The organism is Parasynechococcus sp. (assembly GCF_042954245.1).
In the GTDB taxonomy this organism is placed as follows: domain Bacteria; phylum Cyanobacteriota; class Cyanobacteriia; order PCC-6307; family Cyanobiaceae; genus Parasynechococcus.
Map to the genome: position 1 here is coordinate 1 of NZ_JBGKDP010000255.1, position 15,073 is coordinate 15,073.

Consider the following 15,073-nt stretch of genomic DNA (forward strand, 5'->3'; position numbering starts at 1 on the left):
TCGATCCGCGCCGCAAGCAGACCTCCAGGGGGGCTGACCCAGAACGGGCTGCAGGGTTGAAGCCCGAGGGCAAAGTCATCGGACACCCCGATTGATTCAGAGAGCCTGACAGAGACTGGCACCGGCCAGCATCAAACCCGCCGAGGTGGCCATAGCTCGTCCCAGACGACCAAGGATCGGGCGAACCTCATGACGGGCCACCAGCAGATCCCGTTCCCGCCAGGACAGGGGCTTTTCCCAGATCTGCCCGTCGTACCAGCCGGATTCCTCATAGTCGACGGATTCACGCAGAAGCCGCTGCATGACGTAAGTCCAGCCCAGCCATTGCCGCACCAGCAACAGCAGGGGGAGGACAAGAGCTGCCACAGCGGCGGCTGCCAGGAGCCGAGGCGGATCCTGCTTCAAGGTCCAGCTCCCACTGGCGATCAGGCTGCACACCGGCAGCATCAGCAGCCAGAAGCCCGCAAGGCGTTGTCTCAGGCAAGGTTCCTGACCCGCTGGCCAGGAGAAGAACCATGACTCGCAGAGCTGCTGAAATTCCTCAAGAGGCCGCTGCTCCGGTGGAACGGGGCAGGACACCGCTTCTGGCATTGGGCAAGCGGCTACTTCACCGACCGTAAGAAGGTTCGGCTTTCACCGTGACTCCAGAACGCCTCAAGGTCGTAGTAGCCGCGCTCATCGGGCATCAGCACATGGACGATCACATCGCCGTAGTCCAAAAGAGCCCAGCGCCCCTCATTCAGCCCTTCCTTGCGCAAGGGAAGCAGGTCTGCCTCAGTCTCCAGGCAGTCTTCAACCGACCGGGCAATTGCACGCACCTGAACGTCAGACTGACCGCTGGCAATCACCATCCAATCAGCCAGGCTGGACACCTCATCGACGCGGATCAGGCGGATATCAGTGGCCTTGCGGTCATCGCAGGCATCGGCCACCAATTCAGCAAGCTTTTCGCTATCCATAAACGTTCTCGCTGGTAACGGAGCTGCGTGAGCCCTCCTGTTGGGCCATTTCAGCTCTGGCCTTGCTGGCACTCTTGCGCAGCGCCTCGAGACGGTCTTCGTAGTAGCTGCGGCGGCGCTTCTTACGGGTCTTTTCGACCAGCTCCTTCAACGCGCCCCCAAGACTCCGATAGGCGTTCGGCACGCTGTACCCAGATCGGCAGGCCAGATCGATCGCACGCTCGTCGGCGCTGATGGCGTCCTGCAGGCGTTTTTCAGAATTCTTCTTGAGATAGAGCCGATACCCCGCAAAGCCGGACAGACCGAGGGCCATCAATAGGAGCAGGCCGTCTTGAACCCACAACTCACCGATGGCACCACCGAGGCCGATGGCCAGAGCAGCCATCTCCCAACCGTCCCGGGGAATCGTGTCGTTCTGGATCCGACCAACCTCATGCCAGAACAGCAAATTGCGATGATCCAACGCGAGGGAGTCCCATTCGTCGAGATCCACCTGAATCTCCACTTCATCCCGGCCGATTTCCTCAAGGGTGATCAATGGAGGATCGGCTGCAGCAGCTGATTCCACAAACACCCAGCTCTGCATTTCCGGTGGCAGCAGCCCCTTCAGGCGCTGGAGCTCACTCATTGCAACTCTGGTGCTGATCTCCCTTCACCGTAGCGAGGCCAAGTCCCCCGTTCGGGGCAAGGCCGCGTGAGAGGCTTGATCTGTTTGGCCAAGGACGATTTCCCATGCCGAGGCGGTCTAATCTGCGTCGCATCCTCCTGCTGGGATCTGGTCCGATCGTGATCGGCCAGGCCTGTGAGTTCGATTACTCCGGAACCCAGGCCTGCAAGGCCCTCAGAGCCGAGGGATATGGAGTCATCCTGATCAACTCCAATCCGGCGTCGATCATGACTGACCCGGAGATGGCGGACCGCACCTACATCGAGCCGCTCACGCCGGACGTCGTGACCCGGGTGATCGAAAAGGAACGACCCGATGCTCTGCTGCCGACCATGGGCGGGCAGACCGCCCTCAACCTGGCGGTCACCCTGGCGGAAAACGGCACCCTCGAACGCTTTGGCGTTGAGTTAATCGGTGCCGACCTCAAAGCGATCCAAAAGGCGGAAGACCGTCTGCTGTTCAAGCAGGCCATGGAGCGCATCGGGGTGAAGGTCTGCCCTTCGGGCATTGCCTCATCCCAAGAAGAGGCCGAAGCCGTCGGAGCCGCGATCAGTAGTTTCCCCCGGATCATCAGGCCCGCCTTCACCCTGGGGGGAAGTGGCGGGGGCATTGCCTACAACCCCGAGGACTACGCAGCAATCTGCAAGAGCGGGCTTGAGGCGAGTCCGGTGTCTCAGATCCTGATCGAGCAATCGCTCCTGGGCTGGAAGGAATTCGAGCTTGAGGTGATGCGTGATCTGGCGGACAACGTCGTGATCGTCTGCAGCATCGAAAACCTCGATCCCATGGGGGTGCATACGGGGGATTCGATCACGGTGGCTCCGGCCCAGACCCTCACGGACCGGGAATACCAGCGATTGCGCGACCAGTCGATCGCCATCATTCGGGAGATCGGTGTCGCAACGGGCGGCAGCAACATCCAGTTCGCGATCAATCCCGACAACGGCGACGTTGTGGTGATCGAGATGAATCCCAGGGTGAGCCGATCGTCGGCCTTGGCTAGCAAGGCCACAGGCTTCCCGATCGCCAAGATCGCCGCTCGCCTCGCCGTCGGATACACCCTCGATGAAATCCTCAACGACATCACCGGCAAGACGCCTGCCTGCTTCGAGCCGACCATTGATTACGTCGTCACCAAAATCCCGCGCTTCGCCTTTGAAAAATTTCGAGGCAGCCCGGCCGTGCTCACTACCTCAATGAAATCGGTGGGCGAAGCGATGGCCATCGGTCGTTGTTTCGAAGAGTCGTTCCAGAAAGCCATGCGATCCCTGGAAACGGGGTTTTCGGGATGGGGAGGCGACCGGGAGGAACCGGAGCTCACTGATGGTGAGCTGGATCGCCAGCTGAGGACCCCCTCTCCAGAGCGCATCCTCAGCGTGCGAACGGCGATGGTACGCGGACGCAGCGATGAGGAGATTCATCGGATTAGCAGGATTGACCCCTGGTTCCTTGCCAAACTGCGGCGGATCATTGAGGCGGAGGCAAGGCTGATCAAGGGCAAAATCCTGGATCAGCTGGATGCCGACGGCCTGTTTGAAGCCAAGCAGCTGGGTTTTTCTGACCTACAGATCGCCTGGCACACCAACAGCGACGAATTGTCGGTGCGTCAGCGGCGTCATCAGCTCGATGTTCGCGCCGTCTTCAAAACCGTCGACACCTGCGCAGCGGAGTTCGCTTCCTCCACTCCTTATCACTACTCGACCTACGAGCGTCCCTTGCAGACCTTGCAGGCCGACGGATCCCTCAAGCCCCTTCCCGCTTCATCCGAGGTGAGTCGCCGCGAGGGCGGCCGCAAGATGATGATCCTCGGTGGTGGACCCAACCGAATCGGGCAGGGCATCGAATTCGACTACTGCTGCTGCCATGCCTCCTTTGCAGGGCAGGATCAAGGGATCACCACGGTGATGGTGAACAGCAATCCGGAAACGGTGTCCACCGATTACGACACCAGCGACAGCCTCTACTTCGAACCGCTCACCTTGGAGGACATTCTCAATGTGATCGAAGCGGAGCGTCCCGATGGCGTGGTGGTGCAGTTCGGTGGACAAACGCCTCTGAAACTCGCGATTCCTCTGCTGCGCTGGCTGGATAGTGATGAGGGGCGCGCCACCGGCACCAGCATCTGGGGCACCTCCCCTGAATCGATCGACCGGGCCGAGGACCGCGAACAATTCGAAGCCATCCTCCGCGATCTGAACATCCGCCAACCCCGCAATGGCTTGGCACGCAGTGAGGAGGAAGCACGGGCCGTGGCAACGAGAGTGGGCTACCCGGTCGTCGTGCGTCCCTCCTACGTGTTGGGCGGACGGGCCATGGAGGTGGTGTTCGACGAAGAGGAACTCAACCGCTACATGCGCGAAGCCGTGCAGGTGGAGCCAGACCATCCAGTGCTGATTGACCAGTACCTCGAAAATGCCGTTGAAGTGGACGTGGACGCCCTCTGCGATCACACCGGTACTGTGATTGTCGGTGGTCTGATGGAGCACATCGAACCGGCGGGAATCCATTCCGGAGACTCAGCCTGCTGCTTACCCGCGGTCTCCTTAGGCGAGGCGGCACTGAACACGATTCGCGATTGGAGTCGCTCCCTGGCGCAAACCCTCGAGGTGCGGGGTCTGATCAATCTTCAGTTCGCCGTGCAGCGCAACACCGATGGCTCGGAAGTGGTCTACATCATCGAAGCCAACCCCCGCGCCTCCAGAACGGTCCCCTTCGTCGCCAAGGCCACAGGACAACCACTGGCTCGCTTGGCAACCCGACTGATGGCGGGCGAAACCCTGACCGACATCGGCATGACCAGCGAACCGAAGCCGCCGCTGCAATCGATCAAGGAGGCAGTGCTGCCGTTCCGGCGATTCCCCGGGGCGGACACGGTGCTAGGGCCGGAAATGCGCTCCACGGGAGAGGTGATGGGATCCGCCGACAGTTTCGGCATGGCCTATGCCAAGGCGGAACTCGGCGCTGGAGAAGCGCTGCCCACCCAGGGGACGGTGTTCCTCTCCACCCACGACCGCGATAAGCAGGCGCTGGTGCCCATCGCCGCTCGGTTGATCGAACTCGGGTTCGATGTCACGGCCACCTCAGGTACGGCTCAGGCGCTCGCCAACGCGGGATTAAAGGTGCAATCGGTGCTAAAGGTGCACGAGGGGCGCCCGAACATCGAGGATCAGATTCGCTCTAATCAGGTGCAGCTGGTGATCAACACACCGATCGGCCGGCAAGCGGCCCATGACGACAAGTACCTGCGCCGGGCAGCGCTCGATTACGCCGTGCCAACGGTGACGACCCTCGCGGGAGCACGGGCGGCGGTGGAGGCGATCTCAGCGCTCCAGCAACAGCCGAGGCTCAGCATCCATGCCTTGCAGGACGTCCACGCCATGCAGCGTTAGGCCACCGATAGGGTTGCAGGAGCCACCAAACCGCTGTGACAGCCTCCGTTCCCGTTAAGCCTGGACGCGACCTGCGTGATGACTTCCGTCGCGTCTACGAGAACCGCTACATCTGGGCGCCTGGATTCTCCGGCTACCGCGGACGCTGCATCTGGCAGCAAGGCGATTAACAGGTCGAGGGCAAGTTTGAGATCGGCGCCGATCTCAAAGCCAAGGTAGAAGGCATTAAAAACGGAGAGATCCTCAAGACGATGAATTCCCAGCTCTGGGAAGTCGTGATCCATCGCGTGCGTCGCAACTTCGAGCAGACCCACGGTGAGAACACCTTCACAGCCGGTGGCACCGTCGTGACGCTCTACACCACCGATGTTACCGATACGGGTGGGGGCTACCTTAGCCACACCTACATCAGTTAGTACGCCGACCTGGCAACGGGAGAAGCCCGGGGCGGCCGCAGCAGCTTCAAAGACAGCTTCGCTGCTCTGCCTGGGGATGGTCCCTGGGTGCTGACCGAGCGTGTCGTGACCACCGAAGCCCATGGCGATACCCCTGCCGGAAGCCAGACCTTCCGTTTTTGAAGATCTCGAATCGCTCTCAGTTGATTGCCGGTGCAAGCCGGCTGTGAGACCATCCGCCCAAAGCTGTTAAAAGACATGGGCGGAGTCGAGTCGACCATTCAGGCCATCAATGGCCCAATCAACAGCATCGTCTGGGGATGGCCCACCGTCCTTTTGATTGCCGCGACGGGCATCCTTTTGATGGTGGGCCTGCGGTTCATGCCGCTGCAACGGCTGGGCTATGGCATCTCAATGATGCTGCGTCCTGCTAAATCACAAACCGAAGGAGAGATCACCCCCTTTCAAGCGCTGATGACGTCGTTGTCGGCCACGATCGGCACGGGAAACATCGCCGGTGTTGCCGGGGCCATCGCCGTTGGTGGGCCTGGTGCCGTCTTTTGGATGTGGATCATCGCGATCTTCGGCATCGCGACCAAGTACGCCGAAGCAGTGCTCGCGGTTCACTTCCGCGAAACCGATGGAGACGGCAACCACGTGGGTGGGCCGATGTATTACATCCGCAACGGACTCGGCAGTGGCTGGAGCTGGATGGCTGGCCTGTTTGCCCTCTTCGGCATGTTGGCAGGGTTTGGTATCGGCAATGGGGTTCAGGCCTTTGAGGTGTCTTCGGCCTTAAGCCTAATCGGCATCCCGAAGCTAGCGACCGGAGTCGTTTTAGCGGCTCTGGTCTTCGCTGTCGTCATCGGGGGCATCAAGCGCATCGCCCAGGCAGCCTCTGCCATTGTTCCGTTGATGTCGATCCTCTACGTCGCTGCCTGCCTTCTGGTGCTGTTGGCAAATCTGGGGAGCGTGCCTGAAGCCTTCGCCACGATTTTTTCCAACGCCTTGTCTGGCAAAGCAGCTGCCGGTGGTGCCCTCGGTCAGGTTGTGCTGATGGGGTTCAAACGAGGCATCTTCTCCAATGAAGCAGGCCTGGGGAGCGCTCCGATCGCTCACGCGGCTGCCAAAACCGATGATCCCGTTCGCCAAGGCACGGTGGCCATGCTGGGCACCTTCATCGACACCCTGATCATCTGCACAATGACCGCTCTGGTGATCATCACCACCAAAGCCAATCTGATCCTCGATGCAGCGGGCGAAAAGCTGAGCGGCGCAGACCTCTCAATCGCTGCCTTCAACACCGGCATCTCCGGGAGTGGCGTGGTGGTCACCCTGGGGTTGGTGGTCTTCGCCTTCACAACCATTCTCGGCTGGAGCTTCTACGGCGAGCGCTGCACCACCTATCTGTTCGGTGAGTCCGCCGTGCTTCCCTTTCGTCTGACCTGGGTAGCTGTTGTCGTGATCGGTGCTGTCGCCGGCGACCGCGGAGTGATCTGGTCGATTGCCGACACACTGAATGGCCTGATGGCTCTCCCCAACCTCGTGGCCTTGATCTTGCTTTCAGGAACGGTATTCAAACTCACCAAGGCTTACAGCTTCAGCGACTGAGCACAACGATGATTAATAAAAAGGGGGGGCTGTTGAGTCCCCCTTTCTATTGGCAGGAGATCAACCCTGATCGGGCAACGGAGTCACGGACTTGAGCTTTTCATTGAGCTGTGTGGCCAAGCTCTGACGGCCCACCGCCAGAACCTTGAGGGTGTCTTCGTGCATCCGCAGCTGAGCGTCGGCAACCTGCATGCCACGCACAAGCTCCTTGAGCTCATCAGGAAGCGTATTGAGGTCGTAGCGCTTGCCCTCAAAGGTCAAGACAGGGTTGTTGGCTGCAGAGTCAGTCATCGTTCATCACCGGGATTGCGAAGTACCGGCGACCAGATCGTAGAGGGAATCAAGACTTTTGCCGATCTCGAATGAACTGCCGCTCGCATAATTCACGGTAACGCCCACCACGCTGCATCAATTCGTCATGGGTTCCTCGATCGACAACGGCTCCTTCTTCAAGAACTACGATGCGATCGGCCTCCTGCACCGTGGCCAGACGGTGAGCGATCACCAACACGGTTCGTCCTTTCATCGCCTGCTTCAGGCCGAGTTGCACCGCAGCCTCGGCTTCAGCGTCGAGGGCACTTGTGGCTTCATCCAAAAGTAACAGCCCTGGATTGCCAAGCACCGCCCGGGCAATGGAGATCCTCTGCAGTTGTCCACCAGAAACATTGGTTCCCCGTTCCTCGAGCTGGGTGTCATACCCCCGGGGTAAAGCACGGACGAAATCATCCGCATTGGCCAACCGAGCCGCATCTCGCACCTCGTCATCCGTCGCACGACGCCCGAACCGAATCGCTTCGGCAATGGTTCCGGAGAACACGGTTGTGCGCTGCGAAACTAGTGCCACCTGTTGACGCAGCTCACGGGCGCGCATCAGGCTGATGTCAGTGCCATCAAGACGGATCTCGCCCTGTTGCACCGTGTTGAACCGGAGCAGAAGCGACAGCAAGGTGCTTTTGCCCGCACCGGAGGGTCCAACGATGGCCAGCACCTGCCCCGCCTCCACCCGCAGATTCAGCTGATGCAGCACCGGCTGGGCTGGTTCATAGCCAAAGCTCACCTGATCAAAGACCAGATCGCCTCGGAGCGTACCGATGGATTGCGCCTCTACTGGATCAGCAGCTTCCTGAGGTTCTCTCTCGATCTCACGCAGACGTCGGAGCGACGCCTGCCCCTGCTGGAATTCGTTGAAGTTGTTAGTGACGTGGGCAATGGGATCGATCAGCACTATCAGCCCCGTCAAATAACTGCTCAGCCCAGCAATACTCAGATCACCGGTCTGAATCCGCCAGGCTCCGAGGGCCAGCACGGCAAACAAACCCACCACCTCGATAGTGCCAACCACCGGATGCTGAAGCGCCATAAGGCTGTAGGTGCGGTGGCGGGCCTGCCGATGCTGATCGATTTCCGTCTCGAAGCGTTCCTGCAGCCAGGGCTCAGCGGCAAAAGCACGAACTAGGGGCAAACCTTCGATTGCCTCACCAAGCAGAGCGGCCAGTTCACTCACCTTTTTCTGACTGCGTTCCGTGGCCGCCATCACGCGCGCACCAAACAGGCTGATCAGCCAGACGATCACCGGCGCCAGCAACAGGATGGCCAGCGTCAGTTTCCAGTCGAGCCAGAGCATCATCCCCAGCACCGCAACGAGCTGAAGCACGCTGGGAACCGTGTCGTGGATGGTCTTGTACAGCACCTCGCTGACGCGATCTGCGTCTTCGGTGAAACGGTAGGTGAGATCTCCAGCCGAGAGCTTCTCCAGCGCTCCCAGCTCCACGGTCTGCAAGCAATGGAACAGATCGCGCCGTAAGTCCTGAATCACCAGCAATGCAGGCCCGGCAAGAAGAGAGTCCTGACCGAACTGGGCGATTTTCTGAACAGCAAAGATCAGCAACGCCAGGCCGATCAGCTGAATTACGCGAGCAAGATCACCCGACCCCAGCGCGGGAAACAAGTCCCCGGCCAGCTGCACGAGCAGCGGAAAGCTGCCGACGTAAATCACCATGCAGCAGCCCCCCCAGAGCAGTTCCCGCAGGTGGGGGCGAAGCAGCGGCAGCAGCCGGCGGAATCCGGCCTGGGATGGGGTCAGCATCGCGGCACAGTATCAATGGTGAGCTCAGAACTCTCTCCAATGAAGCTGGATCAGTTCCTGAAATGGAAGGGTTGGGTCTCCACCGGCGGTGAAGCGAAGCAACGCATTCAGATGGGTGAAGTGGAGGTCAATGGAAGCATTGAAACCCGGCGTGGACGTCAGCTTTCCCCGGGAGATCGGGTTGTGCTTGCTGGGGAGGAGTCCTTTGTCGGGAGCGACAACGCGACCAGGCCGTAAGTTGGCTGCCACACTCCATGAGGAAGCAAGGCGTGCGCAGACCGGTGATCGCTGGCAACTGGAAGATGCACATGACCTGTGCCCAGTCGAGGGAGTTCATGGAAGCCTTCCTGCCATTGGTTACTGACACCCCTGACGACCGCGACCTGGTGCTAGCACCACCCTTCACCGCGCTGTCGACCATGGCAGAACTCAGCCAGAACTCCCGCGTCTGCCTATCAAGCCAAAACGTGCACTGGGAAGGCCAAGGTGCCTTCACTGGAGAGATCTCCCCAGCGATGCTCAAGGAACATGGTGTTACTCACACGATCGTGGGCCACAGCGAACCACGGAAATACTTCAGTGAAAGTGACGAGCAGATCAACCACCGGGCCAAGTCATCCCAGTCCAACGGTCTGATTCCGATCGTTTGCGTTGGCGAAAGCGATGAACAACGCGAACGGGGCGAAGCCGAACGGGTGATCCGCCGCCAGATCGAACAGGGACTCGAGGGTCTCGATGCCGAGAAGTTGGTGGTGGCCTACGAACCGATCTGGGCGATCGGCACAGGCAAAACCTGCGCAGCCGAAGAAGCCAACCGCATCTGTGGTCTGATTCGAAGCTGGGTGGGCTCACCGGACCTGGTGATTCAGTACGGCGGGTCCGTCAAACCCAGCAACATTGATGAGTTGATGAGCATGAGCGATATCGACGGGGTGCTGGTAGGGGGTGCTTCCCTGGAGCCCGAAAGCTTTGGACGGATTGCCAACTACCAAGCGGCTTGATTTAGGCGGCTGGCCCCCGGATTGGCGCCAACGCACAGCAGTGATGGGAGTGATCAACGTCACTCCGGATTCCTTCAGCGATGGAGGACGGTTTCTGGCGAGCGAACGGGCCCTTGCTGAAGCTCAAAGGCAACTGAGCCGTGGTGCGGACGTGTTGGATCTGGGGGCTCAAAGCACCCGACCTGGAGCAGAGGAGGTGGGCGCCGAAGAGGAGTTGCGGCGGCTTCTACCAGCACTAAAAGCCATCCGACATAGCTGCCCCGAGGCCTTGATCTCCATCGACACGTTTCTAGCGCCGGTAGCGGCCAAAGCGCTGGAAGCAGGTGCCAACTGGATCAATGATGTGAGTGGTGGCAGGCGAGATCCCGATCTGCTGCGCGTGGTCGCCGATACGGGCTGTCCGGTGGTGCTGATGCACAGCCGTGGTGACAGCCAAACCATGGATCGGTTCACGACCTATGCCGATGTCGTGACGGATGTGAAAGAGGCGTTGCTGGAGCGCAGTGAAGCTGCGATTCAAGCCGGCGTTCGTGAGAGCCAAATCATCTGGGATCCGGGTCTGGGTTTCGCCAAGACCCACGAGCAGAACCTGCAGCTGTTAATGAATCTGGAACAAATCACAGCAGGAGCACGACCGGTGCTGATCGGCCCTTCACGCAAACGCTTCATCGGTGCCGTACTCAACGAGCCACGCCCCAAGGCGCGGCTCTGGGGAACCGCTGCCGTGGCCTGCCGCTGCGTTCAGGCGGGTGCTGCCGTGCTGCGAGTGCACGATGTGGGCCCAATAAGCCAGACGCTGCGCATGGCGGCAACACTATGGTGAGCTCCACGATTTTTATTCAGATCGCAACTTACCGGGATCCGGATCTCCCGGCCACACTTCACAACCTGATCCATTGAGCGGCCCAGCCAGAGCGCCTGCACTTCGGCATCTGCCTGCAACTGGCTGATGACAACCCGCTGAACTGGGAGAGTCAGCGCGTTTCCGGATCATGCGCAGCTGGAGATCATCAGGTTCGAAGCAGCTAAAAGCCGCGGCTTGCTGGGCCCGACGACAGGCCCAGGGTGTTTACAGCGGGGAGACTTTCAGCTCCTGATTGACAGCGACATGTGGGCTGTGGAGCACTGGAATGACCTACTACTGAAAACCTGGAAGAAATGCAGCGATGATCGAGCCAGCCTCAGTGTTTTCATCAACGGCTTTCAACGACCTTGCCGATTGCAAACATCAACATTGCCGGTGATGGGTATCGCCGGATCCGGTGCGTACGACATCCTCAAACTGTGAGGAATCAACCGATTCCAACTTACAAACGTGCAACCTATCGTCCAATTCCCGGAACCTACGTCGCAAGTGGATTCCTGTCCGACCAGGACTCAATCGTAAGCAAAGGACCCAACGACCCAGGGATCTGCTTGTATGGAGAAGAGATTGCGATGGCGACATGACTTTCGAGTAAGAAATTTCAATATCTACACCCCGAATCACCTTCCACTTATGGATATCTAAAAGCCAGAAAGTTATACCGCAGAGCATTCAGCTGCTCACTGGAGAAATCACGGCAATTAGATTGAAATCAACAAGCAATCCTTAGTAAGGGCATACACCCTATTACAGAGAAGTGATAGGGCTACAGCGCAGCTAAGACCAACAAACCAGGAGATAAGCCATATCGAAATTTTTCACCCGAAAGCAAACACTCGCGGTATAACCACCAACAATTAGCAGGCATGCGTTTCAACGAGTAGGATGTCATCAGAAACAAAAACATATAAACTTCATCAATTAGAGCCCCTAGGAGTTCACAGAAAACTTAAAAATGACAACTTACTTTGCCCAAATAAGAGCCAAAAAACAAAATAAGGAACGAAAACTTGAGGCCAATATCAAGAATTAATGGAGACAATAAAAAGATGTTTGACACATCACCGCGAGAATATCAGAAGAAGAACAAGAGAATACTTTATTGGCAGCGCCATCAAAGACATAGGAATATGCCTAAACATCGCATACAGCGAGGAGCAGGAAAATCAACCATTGCTAAACATGAAGAGCATATCAATACATAGCACTTAGAGAATAATTCCACAAAGGACACAAAAAACCCAAGAGAAGGTGCCCTCACAAAGAATTGGATTGTAAACTCGATGAGATTAGACTTAGATCAGCATCCTTGGGGAGTATATATATTAAAGACCTAAAAAATAAGAAGTCCGCTCAGGAAAATGTCTTGACGAATACCGACCTAAAAATGTTAACCGGGAAGTTTATCGATTACGCTGCCTAAAAGTGCAAAGGAGAGATTTTACAGACTCTCACTAAGTTGACCATACCCAAAACAAGACAGAACCAATTAAGAAATATGCGGTTTAATAACAGCAAGCCTCCCAAAGAGAAATTCCATCAAAGATCAATCGCCTTAGAATCAACACAAGACAAATCGACACCAAATCAAATTACTGGCAAAAAGCGAGAAGGAAAAAGCACAAAAAAAGAATTCATTAGGCAAAACAAATCAAAGTCTTTAGCAAGGAACAACAGGCTATGGATAAAGCTTATGCGAAAAAGGAGTTCTACCTCTTGAAGCCGTTAATACTGCTCACTACGGCTCGCAAGGAATGAAGCATCTATTCGCACAATAGATATATCTCACCAAACTAGGAACAAAAATCGGAATCACTTTAAAAATAAAACTAAAAGCAATTGCGGTAGATAGGAATAAAGAAAAATGAGGAGCAGGAAGACAGGGAGTCTTAATACAAAAATGAAATAGAAAGAAAAAACCAGATCTCAACATTACGCAGCAAAAAGCTGCCAAGAAAGAAGGAAGATGTAGATTAGATGAAATTATAAACAGCAAAGGTGAGCAAAACGTAAACCGAACAAAAAAATCAAGAGGAAAAAGCTAAACTGGCAAATATATCAGGAAAGAATAAAACATATATGCGCAATAGTGGTATCAGTAGTAATACTTAGTGCTGTAAATATAGCAGTTTTAGAAGAAGAGATAGCCAGAGAAGTTATGCCACTAGCAACAGGTCTAAGTAGACTGCTAGAAATCAACAACTTAGGAAGAATAGGGGAAGACATCGAAAATACTATTAGGTAAAATGAAGAACTAATTAATACAGAAGTATATAGATTTGAAGATGGGCAAAAAACATAGTAGCCAAAGCAAGCAAGAAACAGGTAGAAACTAACAAAGAAAAGGTAAAAAGGGTTAAGGTGATAATTAGAGCTAGAGATGATATTGTCGGTCAAATAGAGGCAAATGTAAGAGTAAAATCTGAATATAAGGAAATAAAAATGCAGCTACTAATGGCAACAACGACCTATGCAGTGGAATTCAATTCATGCTGATATTAATAATCAGAAATATAAAAAAGTAAAGTGAAGAAAGAATCGATAAATAAGAGAAAGAAAGCTTAGCAAGCAAAAGAAAGTTAGAAGAAACTGCAGCACAAAGCATAAGAATGGCATTCGAGGCAAATAGCAATGGCGGGTGGGAGTAGAGTAGAAAAAAGCATTAGTATCAAAAAAATTATGTGATGCATTAGGAATTAGCCTAGAAGATGAATCTCAAAACAGTAATTTTGAAGGATGCACTCAAGATTGGCGTATGGAATGCATAAAAAAGACAAGTTAATTGAAGCTTTTCTGAATGAAAATGGTATTGGGAAGAAGACAATTGAGGCAAAGCTATTCAGTGACAATCTGACAGGATTAGCAAACAGAGCATTATTTGAAATCGAACTAGAGGAGATAAGCACTGAGAGATGGAGAAAAAATATAAGTCATGCACTTTTCGTAATAGATATGGATAATTTTAAGCACTTGAACGATACGAATAGATACATAATTGGCAACTTATATCTGAGAGAAATAAGCAACAGATTAAAAGCATGTCTGAGATGAACAGATTTTGTAGAAGGAATAGGAGGGGATGAATTCGTGGTCATCGCGAAATTTAGATATGGCGGTAAGGAAGAAATCGATTCAAGAAATTTCTACGTGGGAGAAAAGGTTAGAAAGAAAATATCAAAACCATTTATTGCTAGAGGAATAGAGTTAAAATATCAATGCAGTATAGAAATATATACTGATAAGATGCAAATAGACGAAACGATGTCAATCTTAGATTATGCCGACATAGCATTGTATAAATACAAAAGGAGAGGAACGAGATAGAACAAAATTTCCGAGGAAGCAGTGAAAAAGGAGGCAATAAAAATAGAAACTATTAAAGAGCAATTAATAAACGCAATAAAGAATAGAGGAATCGAAGTTAAAATACAACCAATTTGCGTATTACTAGCAAGAAGTAAACAAAAACATCAGAATCCATGGATGTGAGGCATTTTCAGATACAAAGATATTGCAACTGATATCGAAGCAATCATCGAGATAGCTGAAAAACTGGCCAGGTGAGAGATATCACAAGTGAAGTAATCAAAAAAATTGGCAGAAAGATTTTCATGAACCAACTCAAACTTGAGGAGAATCAGAAACTATCTGTCAATGTGAGCACTATAGAGCTATTGGACATGAACTTTCCCGAAAGATTTTTAAATCAGTTAAGCGTGACGGGACTTAATTGCAATCAGATTTAAGTAGAGGCAATAGCGACCATATTTGCAAGTAATATAGAAATAGCAAAAAAATATGAATAAATTGAGAAAGATGGGTCAGGTTTGCAATTGATGATTTCGGAACAGGATACGCATCGATATCAATACTGAGACATATTGTAGTAGAGAGGATTAAGTTAGAACAGTCATACATTAAACAAATAGAAAGTGATATTGAGCAGGCTCTTATCAAAACAGTGATTTGGATGGCGAGAGTACTAGATGTGGAGTTAGTCGCAGAGGGTATAGAAAAAGAAGATCAACTCAAGGTATTGACAGCTCTTGGCTGCAAACCGGGTCAGAGCTTCTTGTTTAACTAGCAAAGTAAGGTGAAGA

General features: G+C 54.2%; 11 protein-coding genes and 2 pseudogenes. 8 read left to right on the top strand and 5 right to left on the bottom strand.

All coding sequences use genetic code 11. The features are described 5' to 3' along the window. Positions 1–96: 96 nt before the first annotated feature. The 3 genes from ACGVJ8_RS11680 to ACGVJ8_RS11690 are packed head-to-tail and all read right to left on the bottom strand — an operon-like array spanning position 97 to position 1,587. Positions 97–591 (bottom strand): CGLD27 family protein, encoded by a 495-nt coding sequence (locus ACGVJ8_RS11680; protein WP_392348287.1) that lies wholly within the window; start codon positions 589–591, stop codon positions 97–99. An 11-nt stretch (positions 592–602) separates the two neighbouring features. After that, positions 603–959 (bottom strand): ribosome silencing factor, encoded by a 357-nt coding sequence (rsfS, locus tag ACGVJ8_RS11685; protein ID WP_392348289.1) that lies wholly within the window; start codon positions 957–959, stop codon positions 603–605. After that, the gene (locus ACGVJ8_RS11690) at positions 952–1,587 is read right to left on the bottom strand and encodes a DUF3318 domain-containing protein (protein WP_392348291.1); all 636 of its coding nucleotides are present in this window, start codon (positions 1,585–1,587) and stop codon (positions 952–954) included. Before ACGVJ8_RS11690 ends, rsfS begins: the two co-directional genes overlap by 8 nt. Positions 1,588–1,691: 104 nt before the next feature. Here ACGVJ8_RS11690 and carB point away from each other — a divergent pair, with 104 nt between their 5' ends. The 3 genes and pseudogenes from carB (at position 1,692) to ACGVJ8_RS11705 (ending at position 7,021) form a co-directional block, all read left to right on the top strand. Next, a complete protein-coding gene (gene carB, locus ACGVJ8_RS11695) occupies positions 1,692–5,015 on the top strand; it encodes a carbamoyl-phosphate synthase large subunit (protein ID WP_392348293.1) in 3,324 nt (1,107 codons plus the stop codon). Between the two features lie 35 nt (positions 5,016–5,050). Continuing rightward, positions 5,051–5,593 (top strand): annotated as a pseudogene (locus ACGVJ8_RS11700) (DUF3386 family protein). Positions 5,594–5,668: 75 nt separating this feature from the next. Continuing rightward, a complete protein-coding gene (locus ACGVJ8_RS11705) occupies positions 5,669–7,021 on the top strand; it encodes an alanine/glycine:cation symporter family protein (RefSeq protein WP_392348295.1) in 1,353 nt (450 codons plus the stop codon). A 60-nt stretch (positions 7,022–7,081) separates the two neighbouring features. Here the strand turns inward: ACGVJ8_RS11705 and ACGVJ8_RS11710 are convergent, their stop codons facing one another. Both ACGVJ8_RS11710 and ACGVJ8_RS11715 read right to left on the bottom strand, forming a co-directional pair. Then, positions 7,082–7,312 (bottom strand): DUF6447 family protein, encoded by a 231-nt coding sequence (locus tag ACGVJ8_RS11710; protein WP_392348297.1) that lies wholly within the window; start codon positions 7,310–7,312, stop codon positions 7,082–7,084. Positions 7,313–7,361: 49 nt separating this feature from the next. Next, complete coding sequence (locus ACGVJ8_RS11715) at positions 7,362–9,107, bottom strand: ABC transporter ATP-binding protein (protein ID WP_392348300.1); 1,746 nt, start codon at positions 9,105–9,107, stop codon at positions 7,362–7,364. Positions 9,108–9,146: 39 nt separating this feature from the next. Between ACGVJ8_RS11715 and ACGVJ8_RS11720 the strand changes: the two genes are divergently transcribed. The 5 genes and pseudogenes from ACGVJ8_RS11720 to ACGVJ8_RS11740 all read left to right on the top strand — a co-directional run bounded on the left by ACGVJ8_RS11720 (position 9,147) and on the right by ACGVJ8_RS11740 (position 15,057). After that, the gene (locus ACGVJ8_RS11720; protein ID WP_392348306.1) at positions 9,147–9,344 is read left to right on the top strand and encodes an RNA-binding S4 domain-containing protein; all 198 of its coding nucleotides are present in this window, start codon (positions 9,147–9,149) and stop codon (positions 9,342–9,344) included. Positions 9,345–9,376: 32 nt separating this feature from the next. After that, the gene (gene tpiA, locus ACGVJ8_RS11725) at positions 9,377–10,108 is read left to right on the top strand and encodes a triose-phosphate isomerase (protein WP_392348302.1); all 732 of its coding nucleotides are present in this window, start codon (positions 9,377–9,379) and stop codon (positions 10,106–10,108) included. A 43-nt stretch (positions 10,109–10,151) separates the two neighbouring features. Next, positions 10,152–10,931 carry a dihydropteroate synthase gene (gene folP / locus ACGVJ8_RS11730; protein WP_392348304.1) on the top strand — a complete coding sequence of 260 codons (780 nt, stop codon included), beginning with the start codon at positions 10,152–10,154 and terminating at the stop codon, positions 10,929–10,931. A gap of 2,802 nt (positions 10,932–13,733) precedes the next feature. Further along, positions 13,734–14,297: pseudogene (locus tag ACGVJ8_RS11735) on the top strand (GGDEF domain-containing protein). Between the two features lie 508 nt (positions 14,298–14,805). Then, complete coding sequence (locus ACGVJ8_RS11740) at positions 14,806–15,057, top strand: EAL domain-containing protein (RefSeq protein ID WP_392348308.1); 252 nt, start codon at positions 14,806–14,808, stop codon at positions 15,055–15,057. Positions 15,058–15,073: the final 16 nt, after the last annotated feature.